This is a genomic window from Mesorhizobium caraganae, assembly GCF_016836705.1.
Taxonomy (GTDB): domain Bacteria; phylum Pseudomonadota; class Alphaproteobacteria; order Rhizobiales; family Rhizobiaceae; genus Mesorhizobium; species Mesorhizobium caraganae.
Window position 1 is genome coordinate 1,447,248 of record NZ_JAFCGY010000001.1, and the last position, 15,891, is coordinate 1,463,138.

10 protein-coding genes and 2 pseudogenes are annotated in these 15,891 nt (G+C 64.0%); 8 read left to right on the forward strand and 4 right to left on the reverse strand.

Annotation, left to right across the window (positions count from 1 at the left end; translation table 11 throughout):
* Positions 1–2 precede the first annotated feature (2 nt).
* The 4 genes from JQK88_RS06975 to JQK88_RS06990 form a co-directional block, all read right to left on the reverse strand.
* Entirely contained in the window at positions 3–1,259 is a 1,257-nt protein-coding gene (locus tag JQK88_RS06975; RefSeq protein WP_192256913.1) for an Hsp70 family protein, read from the reverse strand.
* A 176-nt stretch (positions 1,260–1,435) separates the two neighbouring features.
* Positions 1,436–2,227 (reverse strand): TIGR02186 family protein, encoded by a 792-nt coding sequence (locus JQK88_RS06980; RefSeq protein ID WP_192256914.1) that lies wholly within the window; start codon positions 2,225–2,227, stop codon positions 1,436–1,438.
* Positions 2,227–3,150 (reverse strand): sulfite exporter TauE/SafE family protein, encoded by a 924-nt coding sequence (locus JQK88_RS06985; RefSeq protein ID WP_023669608.1) that lies wholly within the window; start codon positions 3,148–3,150, stop codon positions 2,227–2,229. Before JQK88_RS06985 ends, JQK88_RS06980 begins: the two co-directional genes overlap by 1 nt.
* A 193-nt stretch (positions 3,151–3,343) precedes the next feature.
* On the reverse strand, positions 3,344–7,291 hold the full coding sequence (locus tag JQK88_RS06990) for an SEL1-like repeat protein (protein ID WP_192256915.1): 3,948 nt from the start codon (positions 7,289–7,291) through the stop codon (positions 3,344–3,346).
* Positions 7,292–7,775: 484 nt separating this feature from the next.
* Between JQK88_RS06990 and JQK88_RS06995 the strand changes: the two genes are divergently transcribed.
* The 8 genes and pseudogenes from JQK88_RS06995 to JQK88_RS07025 all read left to right on the forward strand — a co-directional run.
* Positions 7,776–8,234: a MerR family transcriptional regulator gene (locus JQK88_RS06995; RefSeq protein WP_112560507.1), complete on the forward strand. Its 459-nt coding sequence runs from the start codon at positions 7,776–7,778 to the stop codon at positions 8,232–8,234.
* Between the two features lie 275 nt (positions 8,235–8,509).
* Positions 8,510–10,300, forward strand: coding sequence for an acyl-CoA dehydrogenase (locus tag JQK88_RS07000; RefSeq protein WP_192256916.1), 1,791 nt, complete (start codon positions 8,510–8,512; stop codon positions 10,298–10,300).
* 114 nt (positions 10,301–10,414) lie between these two features.
* Entirely contained in the window at positions 10,415–10,537 is a 123-nt protein-coding gene (locus JQK88_RS36895; RefSeq protein WP_281434852.1) for a hypothetical protein, read from the forward strand.
* Positions 10,534–11,703, forward strand: coding sequence for an acyl-CoA dehydrogenase family protein (locus JQK88_RS07005; protein ID WP_192258849.1), 1,170 nt, complete (start codon positions 10,534–10,536; stop codon positions 11,701–11,703). The genes JQK88_RS36895 and JQK88_RS07005 overlap by 4 nt, the downstream gene beginning before the upstream one ends.
* 33 nt (positions 11,704–11,736) lie before the next feature.
* Positions 11,737–12,945 carry an acetyl-CoA C-acetyltransferase gene (locus JQK88_RS07010; RefSeq protein WP_192258850.1) on the forward strand — a complete coding sequence of 403 codons (1,209 nt, stop codon included), beginning with the start codon at positions 11,737–11,739 and terminating at the stop codon, positions 12,943–12,945.
* A 23-nt stretch (positions 12,946–12,968) separates the two neighbouring features.
* Complete coding sequence (locus tag JQK88_RS07015) at positions 12,969–15,188, forward strand: 3-hydroxyacyl-CoA dehydrogenase NAD-binding domain-containing protein (protein ID WP_192258851.1); 2,220 nt, start codon at positions 12,969–12,971, stop codon at positions 15,186–15,188.
* Between the two features lie 11 nt (positions 15,189–15,199).
* Positions 15,200–15,364, forward strand: a pseudogene (locus JQK88_RS07020) (thioesterase family protein); the annotation flags it as partial.
* Between the two features lie 102 nt (positions 15,365–15,466).
* Positions 15,467–15,844 (forward strand): annotated as a pseudogene (locus JQK88_RS07025) (thioesterase family protein); the annotation flags it as partial.
* Positions 15,845–15,891 lie beyond the last annotated feature (47 nt).

Here is a 15,891-nt window from a genome sequence, read left to right on the forward strand (position 1 = left end):
GGCTAGCCGAACTTCCGCTTTGCGTCCAGCGCCAGGCCAAGCCCGACCGAGCCGAACATGTCGCCTTCGATAACCGACGCTTGCGGCACCAGCGCCAGGATCTGCTGCCTGGCCAGCGGGATCGCAGTCGAACCGCCGGTCAGGAACACGGCGGTGATATCGGACGCTTTCACGACGGCGTCAGCGATCGTCTGCCGCACCGTCGCCGACACCCGTTCGATGTCGGCGGCAATCGTCTCTTCCATACCGGTCCGCGTAATTTCGGCGGCAAAATGCACGTCGGGCAGCGCCACCGTCACATCGGCCGAAGCCTGATCCGTCAGCTCGATCTTGGCCCGCTCGACCAGCCCGGCGAGCGCATGGCCGTAGCGATGCTCGACAATGTGGATGAAGCGCTCGACCAGGTCGGCGCGACTGGCCTCGAAGCGGATCTGCCTGAGGTCCGTCATCGCCTTGGCGGTGTAGACCAGGTTGATGCGCTGCCACGTCGCCAGGTCGATGAAATAGCTCGCCGGCAGGTTGCGCTTGCCGTCTTTCGTCGGCGAGAGATAGCCGAGCTTGGGCATGACATGGGCGATGCTGAGCAGCCGGTCGAAATCGGTGCCGCCTATGTGGACGCCGCGGTTGGCCAGGATATCGTCCTTGCGGTCGCCTGAGCGGGCGCGCTGCGGCGAAACCCGCACGATCGAGAAGTCGGACGTGCCGCCACCCATGTCGACGATCAGCGCCAGCTCCTCACGTGCCACACCCTGTTCGTAATCGAGTGCAGCGGCGATCGGTTCGAACTGGAAGGCGATGTGCTTGAAGCCTTGCGCGCGCGCTGCCTTTTCAAGCTCGCCCTGCGCCTTGGCATCGGCTTCCGCATCATCGTCGACGAATTGCACGGGCCGGCCGAGTACGACGCTCTCCACGGGAGCGCCGGCATCTTCCTCGAGCCGCTTCTTGAGATGGCCGACGAACATGCCGACAATGTCGATGAAGCCGATCTGGCGCGCCTTGATGCGCGTCTTCTCATGCGCCAGCGAACTGCCGAGCACGCTCTTCAGTGACCGCATCAGCCGCCCTTCAATGGCGTCGGTGTAGTCGGCGATGGCGCGGCGGCCGAAATAGGTGTGGCCGTCCTCGAAGTTGAAGAACACCGCACTTGGCAATGTCGGCTGTTCCCCTTCCAGCGCCACCAGTCGTGCCTGGCCGTTCCGGATTACGCCCACCGTGGAATTGGACGTGCCGAAATCGATGCCGCCAAATGCCTGATGCATTGCAGCCTCCTGTCATTGGGTCGCGGTGGCCGACGCTGAAAAGCACTGTCATCCGGATGTCCGGACCGCTTGCCGAATTGATTGTGCGTATTTGCGCGAGGGTTGGGAGGCGGCGATCTATCGCATAAACGCGGAAAGGGGAACCCTGTTTTTCCGGTAAAATGAGCTTCTAGACGTCAATCCTTGCGGAAGATCAGCCTGCCCAGCCAGCCGGTGATCATGGCCAGCGACACGGCGAAGACGCCGTAGAGAAAGGAATAATCGTGCGCGACGCGGAAGATCGACTGTTCGAAACCCGATTTGCGGATTTCGAGCTGGGCCGAGCTTTCCTTGAGGAACAGCCCGCTCTTGAACAGGAACGCGCGGGCTTTATGCGTTCCAACCGGGACATTCGGCGCCAGCCGCACCGTGGCGCGGAACAGGTTCTGCGACAGGAATTGCACGCCACCGACATTCTCGCTGTAGAGGCCGGTCGCCCCCTTGCGCTCGCGCAGCGCCGTGGTGAATTCCTCGATCGTCGCCGGGCTGTCGGTGGCGTCGGCCGGCTGCATGTAAAGGTTGGAGGCGCCAAGCGATAGCTGCCTGTAGCTGTTGGGTTCGGTGATGTCCTGCAGCGGCCGCGTCGTGGCGACGGAATAAGACACCGGCACGTTTTCGAAAGTTTCGGATTCCAGATTGACCCAGACGCCGAGCACCCGGTCCTTGCGGCGCACAACCACAGGGCGCGGCGGCCCTTCGAGCACGACGATGACATCATAGCGTCCCTGCCGCGCCACCAGCGGATCGGGGTTTTCCAGCGAACCGAAAATGGTCAGGTCGGCGCCGGAAAAACCGGCGGTGATCGACACGGCGTCGGTGGAAAGACCGATCTGGATGCCTTCCGGCAGCGGGTTCGGCGCCTGTGCTGTCGCCGGCAGGGCGAGGGCGAAAAACAAAGCGGCGGCCGAAAAAGTCCTCCATCCCCGCATCAGTTCAGGCCTGCCGCGGTCAGCGAATAGAGGTTTGGCGGCGTGACGAAGAGATCGATGGCAAGTCGGATCGCGACCGCCAGCACCAGCAGCGCCAGCAGCGCCCTGAGCTGCTCGCCGCGCAGCTTCTGGCCTGCCTTGGCGCCATATTGCGCACCGGCGACGCCGCCCGCCATCAGCAGGAAGGCAAGCATGACGTCGACCGTCTGGTTGGTGGTGGCGTGCACCAGCGTGGTGTAGGCCGAGGTGAAGATGATCTGGAACAGCGAAGTGCCGATGACGACGTTGGTCGGCACTTTCAGCAGGTAGATCAGCGCCGGCACCATGATGAAGCCGCCGCCGACACCCATGATCGACGACAGGAAGCCGATACCCGCGCCGAGCCCCAGCACCGGAATGACACTGACGAACAGTTTCGAGGCCCTGAAGCGCATCTTCAGCGGCAGCCGGTGGATCCAGTTGTGCTGGCCGGATTTCTTCAACACCGGCGCAGCGCCGCTGCGCGTGGCGCGCAGCGCATTGACGCTTTCGACCAGCATCAGCCCGCCGACCGTGCCGAGCAACACGACGTAGAGCAGCGAAATGAACAAATCGAGCTGGCCGAGCCGGCGCAGGAAGGCAAAGACGAAGATACCGCCGGTCGAGCCGACAATGCCGCCGGCCAGCAGCACCCCGCCGAGCTTGAAGTCGAGCGTGCCGCGCTTCATGTGCGACAGCGCGCCGGAGAAGGAGGAGGCGATGACCTGGTTGGCGCCGGTAGCGACCGCGATGGCCGGCGGGATGTTGTAGAAGATCAGGAGCGGCGTGATCAGAAAACCGCCGCCGACCCCGAACATGCCCGACAAGAAACCCACCGCCGCGCCCATCGCCAGCAGGACGAAGACGTTGACAGAAATTTCCGCGATCGGGAGATAGATGCCCACCCGTCAGTCTCGATCAGTTTGCCTGTCGGCGATTGCAGCCATTCGCGGGCATTGTCGCACCGAAAAGCCAATTTTTCCTTGCGCCGACGGGGCAGTCGGGTCAAACCCCGCCGCCCTGCCGAAACAAAAAACATCTCAATCAGTTAACAGGCAAATGTGTGGCAAGGGCGTCGCGTTAGCGACGCATCTGCCGTTATTTGTGCGCCAGCAGCGCCTTCACCAGCTTTTCGTCGATTTCGCCGGTCGCCTGCATCTTGTTGTCGGTCTGGAAGGCCATGATCGCAGTCTTGGTCTTGCCGCCCATCACGCCATCGGCGCCGCCGGCATCGTAGCCATTTTTGTTGAGGATGAGCTGGATGTTCTTGACCGCTTTCTTCATGTCGACGCTGGCGGTCGTCTGCGGCGTGCCTTCCTGCCAGGATTCAGGAATGTCGGCCGAGTTGGACGCCGGGTCGAGCGGCTTCGGCTTCCACAGTTCGGTGGCGGCGCGCGCCCGCTCGAGCTGTTCGGGCCGCAGCGCACTGGCGACCTCGTCGCGCTTGGCCTCCGCATCCTTGTCGCCGGTCTTGGCGACCAGTGCGAACCATTTGTAGGATTCCTCCAGGCTCTGCTTCATGCCGACGCCCTTGGCCGCCAGGATGCCGAGATTGAACTGGCTGTCCTTGACGCCGACATCGGCCGCCGCCTGGAACCAGTGCGCGGCAGATTCATTGTCGGTCACGCCGTCCGCGGCCATGGCAAAGAGCACGGCGAGGTTGTGCATGGCGCTGGCGTTACCTTGCGCGGCGGCGAGCTGGTAGAAGGTCTTTGCCTTCTTGATGTCGCGCGTGACGCCGATGCCCTTTTCGTAGAAATTGCCGATGCGATACTCGGCCGGCGCGAAGCCGAGTTCGGCCGACTTTTCGTACCATTTGGCCGCTGCCGCCATGTCTTCTTTGACGCCGCGCGATTCGGCATAGCGCGAACCGAGCTCGAACAGCGCCTTGGCGTCGCCGCCGGCGGCCGCGTCGCGCAAGGCTTGCGGGCCGGCATCGGCCGGAACGTCGATCTTGGCGACGACAGGCGTTGCCGCGGTGTCAGCGGGCGGAACGGCGCCGGTCGTATCCGATGCCGATGGCGCCACGACAGCGGCCGCAGGTTGCGCGTCAGCCGCCGGTTCCGCAGTGGCGGTCGTCGGCAATGTTGCGTCTGGCGCCGGGGCCGGATCGGCCGAAGCCATTGGTGCAGGCGTGGATTCGGCTGCCGGCACGTCAGGGCCAACAGAACTTGTCGAAGCAGCCTCGATCGGCGCGTCATCCTTGGCGGGCGGCTGCGATGGCTCCGCCTGCCTGACCATCCGGGCCGGTGCATCCTGCACGGTTGCCTGCGTGTCTGCCTTGGGTTGGCTGGGAGCGTTGACCGAGGCGGTCTCGACCGGCTGCGATGCGACAATCGGCGCCGTATCGTTGCTGGCGACCTCGACCGGGTCGGCGAAGAAGGCCTTGCCCAGTTGCAGGCCGGCAAGCGCCAGCATGATCGCGATCGCTCCCATCAGGATCGGCTTGCGCCGCGCCTTGAGCAGGTCGCCGATCCGCAGCGCTTTCACCGGACCCTTCATGGTGGACTGGCGTTTCAGGGCGTCGGCCTCGGCGGCCGCGGCCTGCGCCGCGCGCCGGGCCGCGGCGATGAAGTCGGATTTCGACGCATCGCCGGTGCTTTGGCGCGCCGGCGGGCCGCGCTCATCGCGCACCCGCTTCATGATGGCGTTGAGGTCGGGCGCGCCGGAGCCTGGCTCCAGCGGCCGGTTGGCGAACTTGGGGTCGAGCGGTTCATCGAGATCGACGCTCGGCATGTCGGCATTAGGCGCCGAACCGGCAAGCGGCGGCATGTCAGCCTGCTTCTTGCCCCTGAAGGCGCGCGCCAATCCGCCGAACAGCGATTTCTTGGCCGTGCCTTCGCCTTTCTCGGCAATCGCATCGGAACCGAGCGCCGCCTGCGCGGCGGCCGCGGCAGCCTCGGCCGGCGAGCGGCGTACCGGCTCGCTGCGCATGTCAGGTTCGGCGCGCATATCGGGTTCGTTGCGCATGATCGCGGCGGCGCGGCCGTCGAGGTCGGCCATGTCTCCGGTCAGGGGCAGCGGCTGGTCGATATCCATCGACGGCGCGTCCTGCACTGCGATCTTGGAGGCACGGGCAGCGCGGGCCCGCCGTGCCGGCTCGGCCGGCGTATCCAGAAGTTCGCTCACCGCCTCGACCGGTTCGCTGGTTTCCAGCGAGCCCAGGCGATCGACGATCTTGAGCAGCGTGTCGTGAATGGCCTCGAATGTCCGCGAATTTCGCTCGTCCGAACGGCGCGTCAGCGCTTCCAGCGTCTTCAGATCCTGGGCGAGGCCGGTGACGGCCGCGGTGTTGGCATTGGAATCGGCCAGCGAGCGCACGGCGCTCTCGGCCGCCTCGCGTGCCGCGCCCATGATGGACTCACGGGTGCCGGCCAGCGACTTCTCGATCTCGTTGAGGCGCGGGCTGATGTCCTCGAATTCCGGCAGCGGCGTGCCGGGCTTCGACAGATGCGCCGACAGGCCGGAGACCTGCGCCTCGAGGCTGCGGATCAGCGCCGGATCGATGCCGGCGACCTGCGCGGCCGACGATTCCAGCCGGCTTGAAATGTCTTCGAGCCGGCTTTCCAGGCCGCGGATCGCCGCCTCGTTGGCAGGATCGGGAACACGCGTCTCCATGCGCTTGGCAAGCGCGGTGAAGCGTGCGTCGATGGCGTTCATGATTTCGGCGCTGTCGGCTTGCGGCTGGCGCTGGTCTAGGCGGTCGGCAACCTCGTCCAGCCGCCGCTCGAGGTCGCGAAACAGCATGTTGCCCTGTTCGATGGCATCACCTTGCCGGCGTTCCATCATGCCCGACAGCACGTCGAAGCGCTGTTCCAGGCCCTGGAAAATATAGTCGACGTCCGGCATGGCCGGGGCGCGGTCGATCTTGTCGGCAATCATCGCGATCTGGTTGCCGAGGCGCTCCATCGCCTGTTCCGGCAGATTGGCGCGGCCGGCGAGGTCGTCGACCCGGTTCGACAGCATGCTGAGACGCTCAAGAACCTCCCCGCTCGGACGGACCTGCACCACTTCCTCGATCTGCTGCGCCAGCGAGGCGATCCGCTTCTCGATGCGCTCGAAGGGCTCGGGGTCGAAGGAATTGGCCTGGGCGGCGACGGTCGAGGCGACGATGGCGCGCGTAATCTCGTCAAGCCGTTCGTCGATCAGGCCGAGCGTGTCGCCGCCGCGGTTGTTCTGCTGGCTGACGAAGTGGTCGACGGCGCCGGCAAGCGTGCGGACCTTTTCCTCCATCGAGCGCAGCGATAGCGATTCCGGCAGATTGTTGACGGCATTGCTGATCTGCTCGAGACGATCGGTCAGGGCCGAAAATCCGGGGCCGTCCGCGCGGTTGCGCTGGTCGGCGTCCACGCGGTCCTCGAATGCGCTCCAGCGGCGGTCGAAATCGTCCCAGCGGCGGTCGACCTTCAGCACGCTCTCTTCTCGCGCCAGCGTGTCGAGCGCGGTCTTTACCTGCTCGAGTTCGAGCCGCAGCATGTTGACGCTTCTGTCGTCGCTTTTTTCGGCCAGCGTCTGGATGGCGCCGGAAAGCCGCTCGAACTCGAGGCTGAGTTCGGCGCTGCCCTTGCCGGGCAAGCCGCCTGATTGGCTGCTCGCCTGGAACGCCCGTTCGATGTCTTTGCGCAGCGCGGCGAATTCGCGCTGCAGGCCGGCGGTCATCTGATGGCGCAATTCCTCGCGCAGGCCGCGCAATTCGCCGGCGATCTTGCCGACCACGGCGACGCTGTCTTCCTGGCCGCGCACACGGTCGATGTCGCGCGCAAGCCCCTGATAATTCTGGTCGAAGCCGGACGTCACAGGGCTTTTCGGCCGCGGCGCGGGCTGCGGGTCTTCGTACCAGCGCGGCGGGGCGTAGGGCTGGGCGCTGGCGTAGCGCGGCTCGACCGGTGGCCGGCGCGGATCGAAGCGCTCTCCCACGTCCTCGCGCTTGCGCTCCAGCCGCTGCTCCAGCGTTTCCAGCGAGCGGTTCAATTCATCAAGCGTGGTGTTCGGCCTACGCGGCCTGCCGGCATTGAGTGTATCGAGATAGGACCGCTTGCTGTTCATCGATGCGTCCGTTTTTCAGAATGGCCGGCTTGCTGCCAGTTTTCCCCAAAGTCCCTGTCGGGAACGAAGGCGGCCGTGCGGCTATGCTGCGGCGGAAGAACGAGCTTCCCGGGCCAGGCCCGCTCTCCGAAAAACCGTGAAAAATTCGCTACAGGATAAACACGGGTGACCGACATGCGCACATTTCACCCATCGTGGTAAACAAGGCGTTAACCAAGCTTAAGAAGTTGCGGCATCGCTGAATTACAAGCAGTGCCATCTCGGACCGGATACCAAGGGTGCGGCATAAGGTTTCGCAATCCCAGAACGCCCTTGCGTCATGAGGCGGCTATCGATATAGAATTGACGTAAACGTAAGAGGGGCGCTGTTCGTGCCTTTTGCGATGAATTAGTTGAAACCCACGACTGGAAGCATGCCCCCGCTTCCACTCAGGCGCTGCACGGTCCGGGACCGCGACGCCACTACAGGGGAAAGCCAGTGACCATGAAACTTGTTTCGCCCGGCGAAGCCGCGGCCAACACCAACAATATGTCTGTCGAAGCCGGCGAGGAGCTCGTGCGCATCGGCGAGATGGCCAAGAAATACGGCGTGACCTTGCGCACGCTGCGTTTCTATGAAGACAAGGGCCTGCTCAATCCGAAGCGCGACGGGGCAACGCGCCTCTACACGCGTCGCGACAAGGCGCGGCTGAAGCTGATCCTGCTCGGCCGCAAGGTCGGGTTCTCGCTGCGCGACGTCAAGCAGATGATGGATCTCTACGATCCCACGGGATCCAACACCAAGCAGCTGCGGCTGGCTCTCGACAAGTCGGAGAAGCAGCTTGCCCGCCTGCAGAAGCAGCGCGCGCTGATCGACGACGCGATCAACGAGCTGAGCGGCTCGATGTCGGCCGTGCGCCAGATGCTGTCCGAGCGTTCAGCCCCGGCCAGCGCCGCCGGCTGATCTCGATCCGCCGGGACGTTTGACAAGAGCCGCGCGGGACTGCCCGCGCGGCTCTTTTCGTTTGCCATCTTCGTCTGGTCAACCCAAGCACCGCGTGTCCACTGAGCCGTGCCGATAGGCTGGCACAAGGAAATTTTGTCGCGGCAATAAAATTGACGTTTACGCAAACGTCAATTTTTGCTATCCCGCTTTCAACATCGGTCCGCATGCTGCCCCGAGCTTATGTTTCGGGGGCCTGATCTCGCGGCCAAAGACCCGCATGGTGGAGGAAACACATGCCGATCTACAGGGCTCCGGTCCAGGACACGCTGTTCGTGCTCAATGAGGTGCTGGGCTACCAGCGCTATTCCAACCTTCCCGGATTTGCCGACGCGACGCCCGATGTGGTCGAGGCGATCCTCGCCGAGGGCGCCAAGCTCGCCGAAAACGTCATGCATCCCTTGAACCGTGTCGGTGACATGGAAGGCTGCGTGCGCCATGAAGACGGCTCGGTGACGACGCCGAAGGGCTTCAAGGAGGCCTACGACCAGTATCGCGAAGGCGGCTGGATGGGGCTGGCGGCACCGGTCGAGTTCGGCGGCCAGGGCCTGCCCTATGCCGTGCACACGGCGGTCGCCGAATACATGGTCTCGGCCAACATGGCGCTGATGATGTACCCCGGCCTGACGCAAGGGGCGATCGCCGCGATCATCACCCACGGCACCGACGAGCAGAAGGCGACATGGCTGCCGAAGCTGGTCGAGGGGGCCTGGACCGGCACCATGAACCTGACCGAGCCGCATTGCGGCACCGATCTTGGCCTGCTGCGCACCAAGGCGGTGCCGAACGGCAACGGCACGTACAAGATTTCAGGCCAGAAGATCTTCATCTCGGCCGGCGAGCACGACATGTCGGACAACATCGTCCATCTGGTGCTGGCCCGCATCGAAGGCGCGCCGGCAGGCGTCAAGGGCATCTCGCTGTTCATCGTGCCGAAGCTCAAGCTCGATGCGTCGGGCAATCCGGGCGAGAAGAACACGCTCTCCTGCGGCTCGATCGAGGAGAAGATGGGCATCCACGGCAATTCGACCTGCGTCATGAACTATGACGAGGCCGAGGGCACGCTGCTCGGCGAGGAGAATGGCGGCCTGAAGGCGATGTTCACGATGATGAACGAAGCCCGCCTCGGCGTCGGCCTGCAAGGGCTGTCGCTGTCGGAAATCGCCTACCAGAACGCGGTCTCCTACGCCAAGGAACGGCTGCAGGGCCGTTCGCTCTCAGGCGTCAAGGCGCCGGATAAGAAGGCCGATCCGATCATCGTCCATCCCGACATCCGCCGCTCGCTGATGACCATGAAGGCCTTCAACGAGGCCGGCCGCGCGCTGGCGCTGTGGACGGCGATCAAGTCCGACATCGCCCACCGCTCCGCCGACGACAAGGACCGCCAGGCCGCCGACGACTACACCGGCCTGTTGACGCCGGTGATCAAGGGCGTGCTCACCGACAAGGGTTTCGACCACGCTGTCATGGCGCAGCAGGTGTTCGGTGGCCACGGCTATATTGAAGAGCACGGCATGAGCCAGTTCGTGCGCGATGCCCGCATCGCCATGATCTATGAAGGCGCCAACGGCATCCAGGCCCTCGACCTCGTCGGCCGCAAGCTCGGCCTGAATGGCGGCCGCGCCATCCAGGCGTTCTTCAAGGACATCGGCGAGTTCTGCGAGGAGAACCGTTCCGACGAGAAGCTGGCGCCGTTCACCAGGGCGTTGAAGAAGGGCCTCAACGATCTGCAGGCGGCGACCATGTGGCTGCTGCAGAACGGCATGGCCAAGCCCGACAATGCCGGTGCCGCCTCGACCGACTACATGCATCTCTTCGGCCTGGTGGCGCTGGGCTACATGTGGGCGCAGATGGCCAAGGCCGCGCTAGGTAAGACCGGCGCCAACGGCTCGCAGCCCTTCTACGACAACAAGGTGGTGACGGCACGCTTCTTCATGGAACGGATCATGCCCGAGACGTCGGCGCATCTCGCCCGCATTTCCAGTGGTGCGGACACGCTAATGGCGCTACCTGCGGAAGCGTTCTAAAAATGGCCAGCGTCCCCCTCCCCCTTGAGGGGAGGGTGGCCCGAAGGGCCGGGAGGGGTCCTGCGTGAAGTGCGCTGGCCTCCCATGGGAGCGCTGGCAGGAGGAAGATCGCAAATGCATTCGGTGCAAGTGTTGAAGGACAAGGTCGACCACGTCATCGGCGACCCCACCCGGCCGCTTCGCGGCCACCCACCCCACAAGGGGGAGGGGGACGCCGGCGCGGGAGAAACGGCATGACAAATCCAGCCGAAGTGCTCTCTTTGCCGAAGCCCGCCTGGGCGGCGGACGAGGTCGGCATGCTCTACGACATGGCGCATCGCTTCATGTCGGAGGAGATCGCGCCGCGCTACGACGAGTTCGAGAAGAATGAGATGGTCGACCGCGAGAGCTGGCGCAAGGCGGGTGCGGCCGGCTTGCTCTGCGCCTCCATGCCCGAGGAATACGGCGGCTCCGGCGGCACCTTTGCGCATGAGAGCGCCATCATCGAGGCGATTGGCCATGTCGGCGTCGACGGCTTCGGCATCGGCCTGCACAATGCGATCGTCGCCCCGTACATCCTGCATTACGGCTCGGAAGAGCAGAAGAAGAAATGGCTGCCGAAGCTGGCGACTGGCGAACTGATCGGCGCCATCGCCATGACCGAACCCGGCGCCGGCTCCGACCTGCAAGGCGTCAAGACGCGCGCCGAGAAGGACGGCAACCAGTACAAGATCAACGGCTCGAAAACCTTCATCACCAATGGCCAACTCGCCAATTTCATCATCGTCGTCACCAAGACCGATCCGGCCAAGGGCGCCAAGGGCACCTCGCTGATCGTCGTCGAGACCGACGAGGTCGATGGTTTTCAGCGCGGCCGCAACCTCGACAAGATCGGCTTGAAGGCCAACGACACGTCGGAATTGTTCTTCAACGATATGCGCGTGCCGACCTCCAACCTGCTCGGTCATGAAGAGGGACAAGGCTTCATCCAGCTGATGCAGCAACTGCCGCAGGAACGCCTGCAGATCGGCACCGGCGCCATCGCCATGATTGAGCGCGCGCTGGCGTTGACCATCGACTATGTCAAGGAGCGCAAGGCCTTCGGCAAGGCGATCATCGAGTTCCAGAACACCCAGTTCAAGCTCGCCGAACTCAAGACCGAGGCCACCATCGGCCGCGTCTTCTACAATGATTGCGTCAGCCGCCACATCAATGGCGGCCTCGACCCGGTGACGGCATCGATGGCCAAATACTGGCTCTCGGACCTGCAGGGAAAAGTCGTCGACGAATGCCTTCAATTGCATGGCGGCTATGGCTACATGAATGAATATCCGATCGCCCGCATGTTCCGCGACGCCCGCGTCCAGCGCATCTACGGCGGCACCAACGAGATCATGAAATTGCTGATCGGCCGCTCTCTCTGAGAGCCACGACCGGCAAACCCAAGGAGCAAGAAAATGGCCGAAGCTTATGTCTATGACGCCGTGCGCACGCCGCGCGGCAAGGGCAAGAAAGATGGCTCGCTGCACGAAGTGCCGGCGGTGCGGCTCGCCGCCAGGACGCTCGAGGCGCTGCGCGACCGCAACGGGCTCGACACCGGCAATGTCGACGACATCATCTTCGGCTGCGTCGATCCGGTCGGCGAGGCCGGCTCGGTCATTCCGCGTGCCGCCGCCTTCGAGGCCGGCTACGACAACAAGGCGCCCGGCATGCAGATTTCGCGCTTCTGCGCTTCGGGTCTCGACGCCATCAATTTCGGCGCTGCCAAGATCGCGCAAGGGGCGGACGAGATCGTCATTGCCGGCGGCGTCGAATCGATGTCACGCGTCGGCATGGGCGCCTCGGGCGGCGCATGGTTCATGGATCCGTCCGTCGGCCTGCCCGGCTGGTTCGTGCCGCAGGGCATTTCGGCCGACCTGATCGCCACCAAATACGGTTTCTCGCGTGACGACGTCGACGCCTATGCGGTCGAGAGCCAGAAGCGCGCCGGCAAGGCCTGGGCCGACGGCCGTTTCAAGAACTCGGTCATCCCGATCAAGGACCAGAACGGGCTCATCATCCTCGACCATGACGAGCATATGCGGCCGTCGACCGACATGCAGTCGCTGGCCTCGCTCAACCCGTCGTTCGTCATGCCTGGCGAAATGGGCGGCTTCGACGCGGTTGCCGTGCAGAAGCATCCGGAAGTCGAGGAAGTGAACCACGTCCACCATGCCGGCAATTCGTCTGGCATCGTCGATGGCGCGGCCGCCGTGCTGCTCGGCTCCAAGAAGGCCGGCAAGACGATGGGGCTGAAGCCGCGCGCGCGCATCCGCGCCTTTGCCAATATCGGCTCCGAGCCGGTGCTGATGCTGACCGGCCCGGTCGATGTCACCGAGAAGCTTCTGAAGCGCGCCAAGATGAAGCTGTCGGACATCGACCTGTTCGAGCTCAACGAGGCCTTCGCGTCGGTGGTACTGCGCTACATGCAGGCCTTCGACATCCCGCACGACAAGATCAACGTCAATGGCGGCGCCATCGCCATGGGCCATCCACTCGGCGCCACCGGCGCGATGATCCTGGGCACTGTGCTCGACGAGCTGGAACGTCGCGACCTCAACACCGCTTTGGTGACGCTCTGCATCGGCGCCGGCATGGGCACCGCAACGATCATCGAACGCGTCTGATTTTCGGCCGGAAGGAGAGAGACATGACCCACACGAACTTCACGGTCGACACCGACGCAGACGGCATTGCGCTGGTCACCTGGAACATGCCGGACCGCTCGATGAACGTCTTCACCGAAGAGGTGATGAACGAGCTCGACAAGATCATCGACCAGGTGGTGGCCGATGCCGGCATCAAGGGTGCGGTGATCACCTCGGGCAAGGACAGCTTCTCCGGCGGCGCTGATCTCACCATGCTGCAGAAGATGCTGACGGTTTTTGCTAAGGAGAAAAGCAAGGATCCGGAGAAGGCGGCGAAGCTTCTGTTCGACAATGCCGGCCGTATGGGCGCGCTCTGGCGCAAGCTCGAAACCTCGGGCAAGCCCTGGGTTTCGGCCATCAACGGCACCTGCATGGGCGGCGCCTTCGAACTGTCGCTTGCCTGCCATGGCCGCGTTGCAGCCGATAGCGACAAGGTCAAGATGGCCTTGCCGGAAGTCAAGGTCGGCATCTTCCCCGGCGCCGGCGGCACCCAGCGCGTGCCGCGCCTGACCGACCAGCAGCAGGCGCTGCAGATGCTGACCACAGGCCAGAACCTGTCGCCGCAGAAGGCCAAGGCCATGGGCCTGATCCACGAGATCGCCGAACCGAGCAAGCTGATCGAGACCGCCAAGGCGATGATCAAAAACGGCCTGAAAGCCGTCCAGCCCTGGGACGAGAAGGGCTTCAAGCTGCCGGGCGGCCAGATCTATTCGCCCGCCGGCTTCAATCTGTGGCCGCCGGCCATCGCCATCCTGCGCCGCGAAACCTATGGCAATTATCCGGCCGCCGCGGCCATCCTGAAATGCGTCTATGAGGGCCTGCTGGTGCCGTTCGACACCGGTCTGCGGATCGAACAGCGCTATTTCACCGAAATCATGCAGTCGAAGGAAGCGGCGGCGATGATCCGCTCGCTGTTCGTCTCGCTGCAGGAGCTCAACAAGGGCGCTCGCCGCCCGGCCGGCGTGCCGGAAACCAGGTTCAAGAAGATCGGCATTCTCGGCGCCGGCTTCATGGGCGCCGGCATCGCCTTTGTCACCGCCAAGGCCGGCATCCCGGTCGTGCTGCTCGACCGCGACATGGCGTCGGCCGAGAAGGGCAAGGCGCATTCCGACAGCCTGATCTCGGATCAGGTCAAGAAGGGCCGCGCCAAGCCCGAGGAGAAGGAGACGCTGCTGTCGCTGATCACGCCGACGGCGGACTATGCCGATCTCGCCGGCTGTGACCTCGTCGTCGAGGCGGTGTTCGAGGATTCGGCCGTCAAGAAGGCTGCGACCGAACAGGCGGAAGCGGTGCTGAAATCGCCGGCGATCTTTGCCTCCAACACCTCGACCATCCCGATCACCGCGCTGGCCAAGAATTCGGCGCGGCCGAAGAATTTCGTCGGCATCCACTTCTTCTCGCCGGTCGACAAGATGATGCTGGTCGAGATCATTCTGGGCAAGAAGACCGGCGACAAGGCGCTTGCCACCGCGATCGACTTCGTGCGCGCCATCAAGAAGACGCCGATCGTCGTCAACGACACGCGCGGCTTCTACGTCAACCGCTGCGTGCTGCGCTACATGTCGGAAGCCTACAAGATGCTGATAGAGGGCGTTCCGGCGCCGATGATCGAGAACGCCGCCAAGGCCGCCGGCATGCCGGTCGGCCCGCTGGCGCTGACCGACGAGACGGCGATCGACTTGGCGCAGAAGATCATGAAGCAGACCATCAGGGACCTCGGCGACAAGGCCGTCGACCCCAAGCAGATGGCGCTGATCAACACGCTGGTCGAGACCCATGGCCGCTTCGGCCGCAAGAACGGCAAGGGTTTTTACGACTATCCCGCAAAGCCCGCCAAGAAGAAGCTGTGGCCGGGGCTGAAGGATCTCTATCCGCAGCTGAAGCCGGAGAAGGTCGACTATGAGGAGCTGCAGCAGCGCCTGCTGGTCACCATCGCGTTGGAAGCGGCAAGGGTGATGGAAGAGGGCATCGTCACCGACCCGCGCGAGGCCGATGTCGGCTCGATCCTCGCCTTTGGCTTTGCGCCGTTCACTGGCGGCGCGCTGTCCTATATCGACGGCATCGGCGCCAAGGAGTTCGTCAGAATAGCCAAGGGCCTGCAGAAGAAATACGGCGCCGAGTTCAAGGCGCCAAAGCTGCTGCTCGAGCTGGCCGAAAAGGGCGAGACCTTCTACCAGCGCTTCGACCCCTATGCGAAGGGCGAAGTGAAGAAGGCCGCTTGATCTAGCGCCCCATGTATGTCTGGGGGCGCCTGGCGCGCATGATGGCCACGGCATCACGCCGTGGCCCCTATATGGTCGGCAGCGAAAGCCGCCTGGCTTTCCGCCGCCTGCCGACCGACATCGACTTCAACAGCCATCTCAACAACGCCCGCTACATGATGCTGGCCGATCTCGCGCATGACCCCGAAAATCGGAATCGATTTTCGGAAAGGATCATGCGCCAAATCAAAGTGCTACAGCGTCCTTAGCGCGTCCAATAGGACGCGCGGCGCTGTAGGCGCATCGACATCTTCCTGCGCGTCGGCCTGATCGCGCTGGCGCGCAAGAAAGGCTGGGCGCCTATGATCGGAGGTCTGGAGTCGGTCTATGTGCGCGAGATCAGGCTGTGGCGTCGCTTTGAGGTGATGTCCTCGATCGAGACCTGGGAAGGTACCCAGGTCATCGGCAGGCACCGGTTTGTCCTCGACAATGGCGAGACGGCTGCTCTGATCATGACGATGGGCGGTGTCTATGACCGTCCCGGCCGCCGCTTTGTCGACATCGGCGAGGCCGTGGCGGCACTTGGCCGTTCCGTTCAACCGCGGCCGCCGACAGAGGCCGAGCGGACCTTCATGACCTCCCACCAGGGATTGCGCCGCCTGGCCAAGGGGGTTTGAGGCCGCAGGGGAAAAGATCCAATGCCAAAGCCCGGATTCAACCGGCC

What these genes read in the sequence shown, in the direction of transcription:
- JQK88_RS06975 (WP_192256913.1), bottom strand. Translation starts at nt 1,259, where the DNA reads ATGCATCAGGCATTTGGCGGCATCGATTTCGGCACGTCCAATTCCACG.
- JQK88_RS06980 (WP_192256914.1), bottom strand. Translation starts at nt 2,227, where the DNA reads ATGCGGGGATGGAGGACTTTTTCGGCCGCCGCTTTGTTTTTCGCCCTC.
- JQK88_RS06990 (WP_192256915.1), bottom strand. Translation starts at nt 7,291, where the DNA reads ATGAACAGCAAGCGGTCCTATCTCGATACACTCAATGCCGGCAGGCCG.
- JQK88_RS06995 (WP_112560507.1), top strand. Translation starts at nt 7,776, where the DNA reads ATGAAACTTGTTTCGCCCGGCGAAGCCGCGGCCAACACCAACAATATG.
- JQK88_RS07000 (WP_192256916.1), top strand. Translation starts at nt 8,510, where the DNA reads ATGCCGATCTACAGGGCTCCGGTCCAGGACACGCTGTTCGTGCTCAAT.
- JQK88_RS36895 (WP_281434852.1), top strand. Translation starts at nt 10,415, where the DNA reads ATGCATTCGGTGCAAGTGTTGAAGGACAAGGTCGACCACGTCATCGGC.
- JQK88_RS07005 (WP_192258849.1), top strand. Translation starts at nt 10,534, where the DNA reads ATGACAAATCCAGCCGAAGTGCTCTCTTTGCCGAAGCCCGCCTGGGCG.
- JQK88_RS07010 (WP_192258850.1), top strand. Translation starts at nt 11,737, where the DNA reads ATGGCCGAAGCTTATGTCTATGACGCCGTGCGCACGCCGCGCGGCAAG.
- JQK88_RS07015 (WP_192258851.1), top strand. Translation starts at nt 12,969, where the DNA reads ATGACCCACACGAACTTCACGGTCGACACCGACGCAGACGGCATTGCG.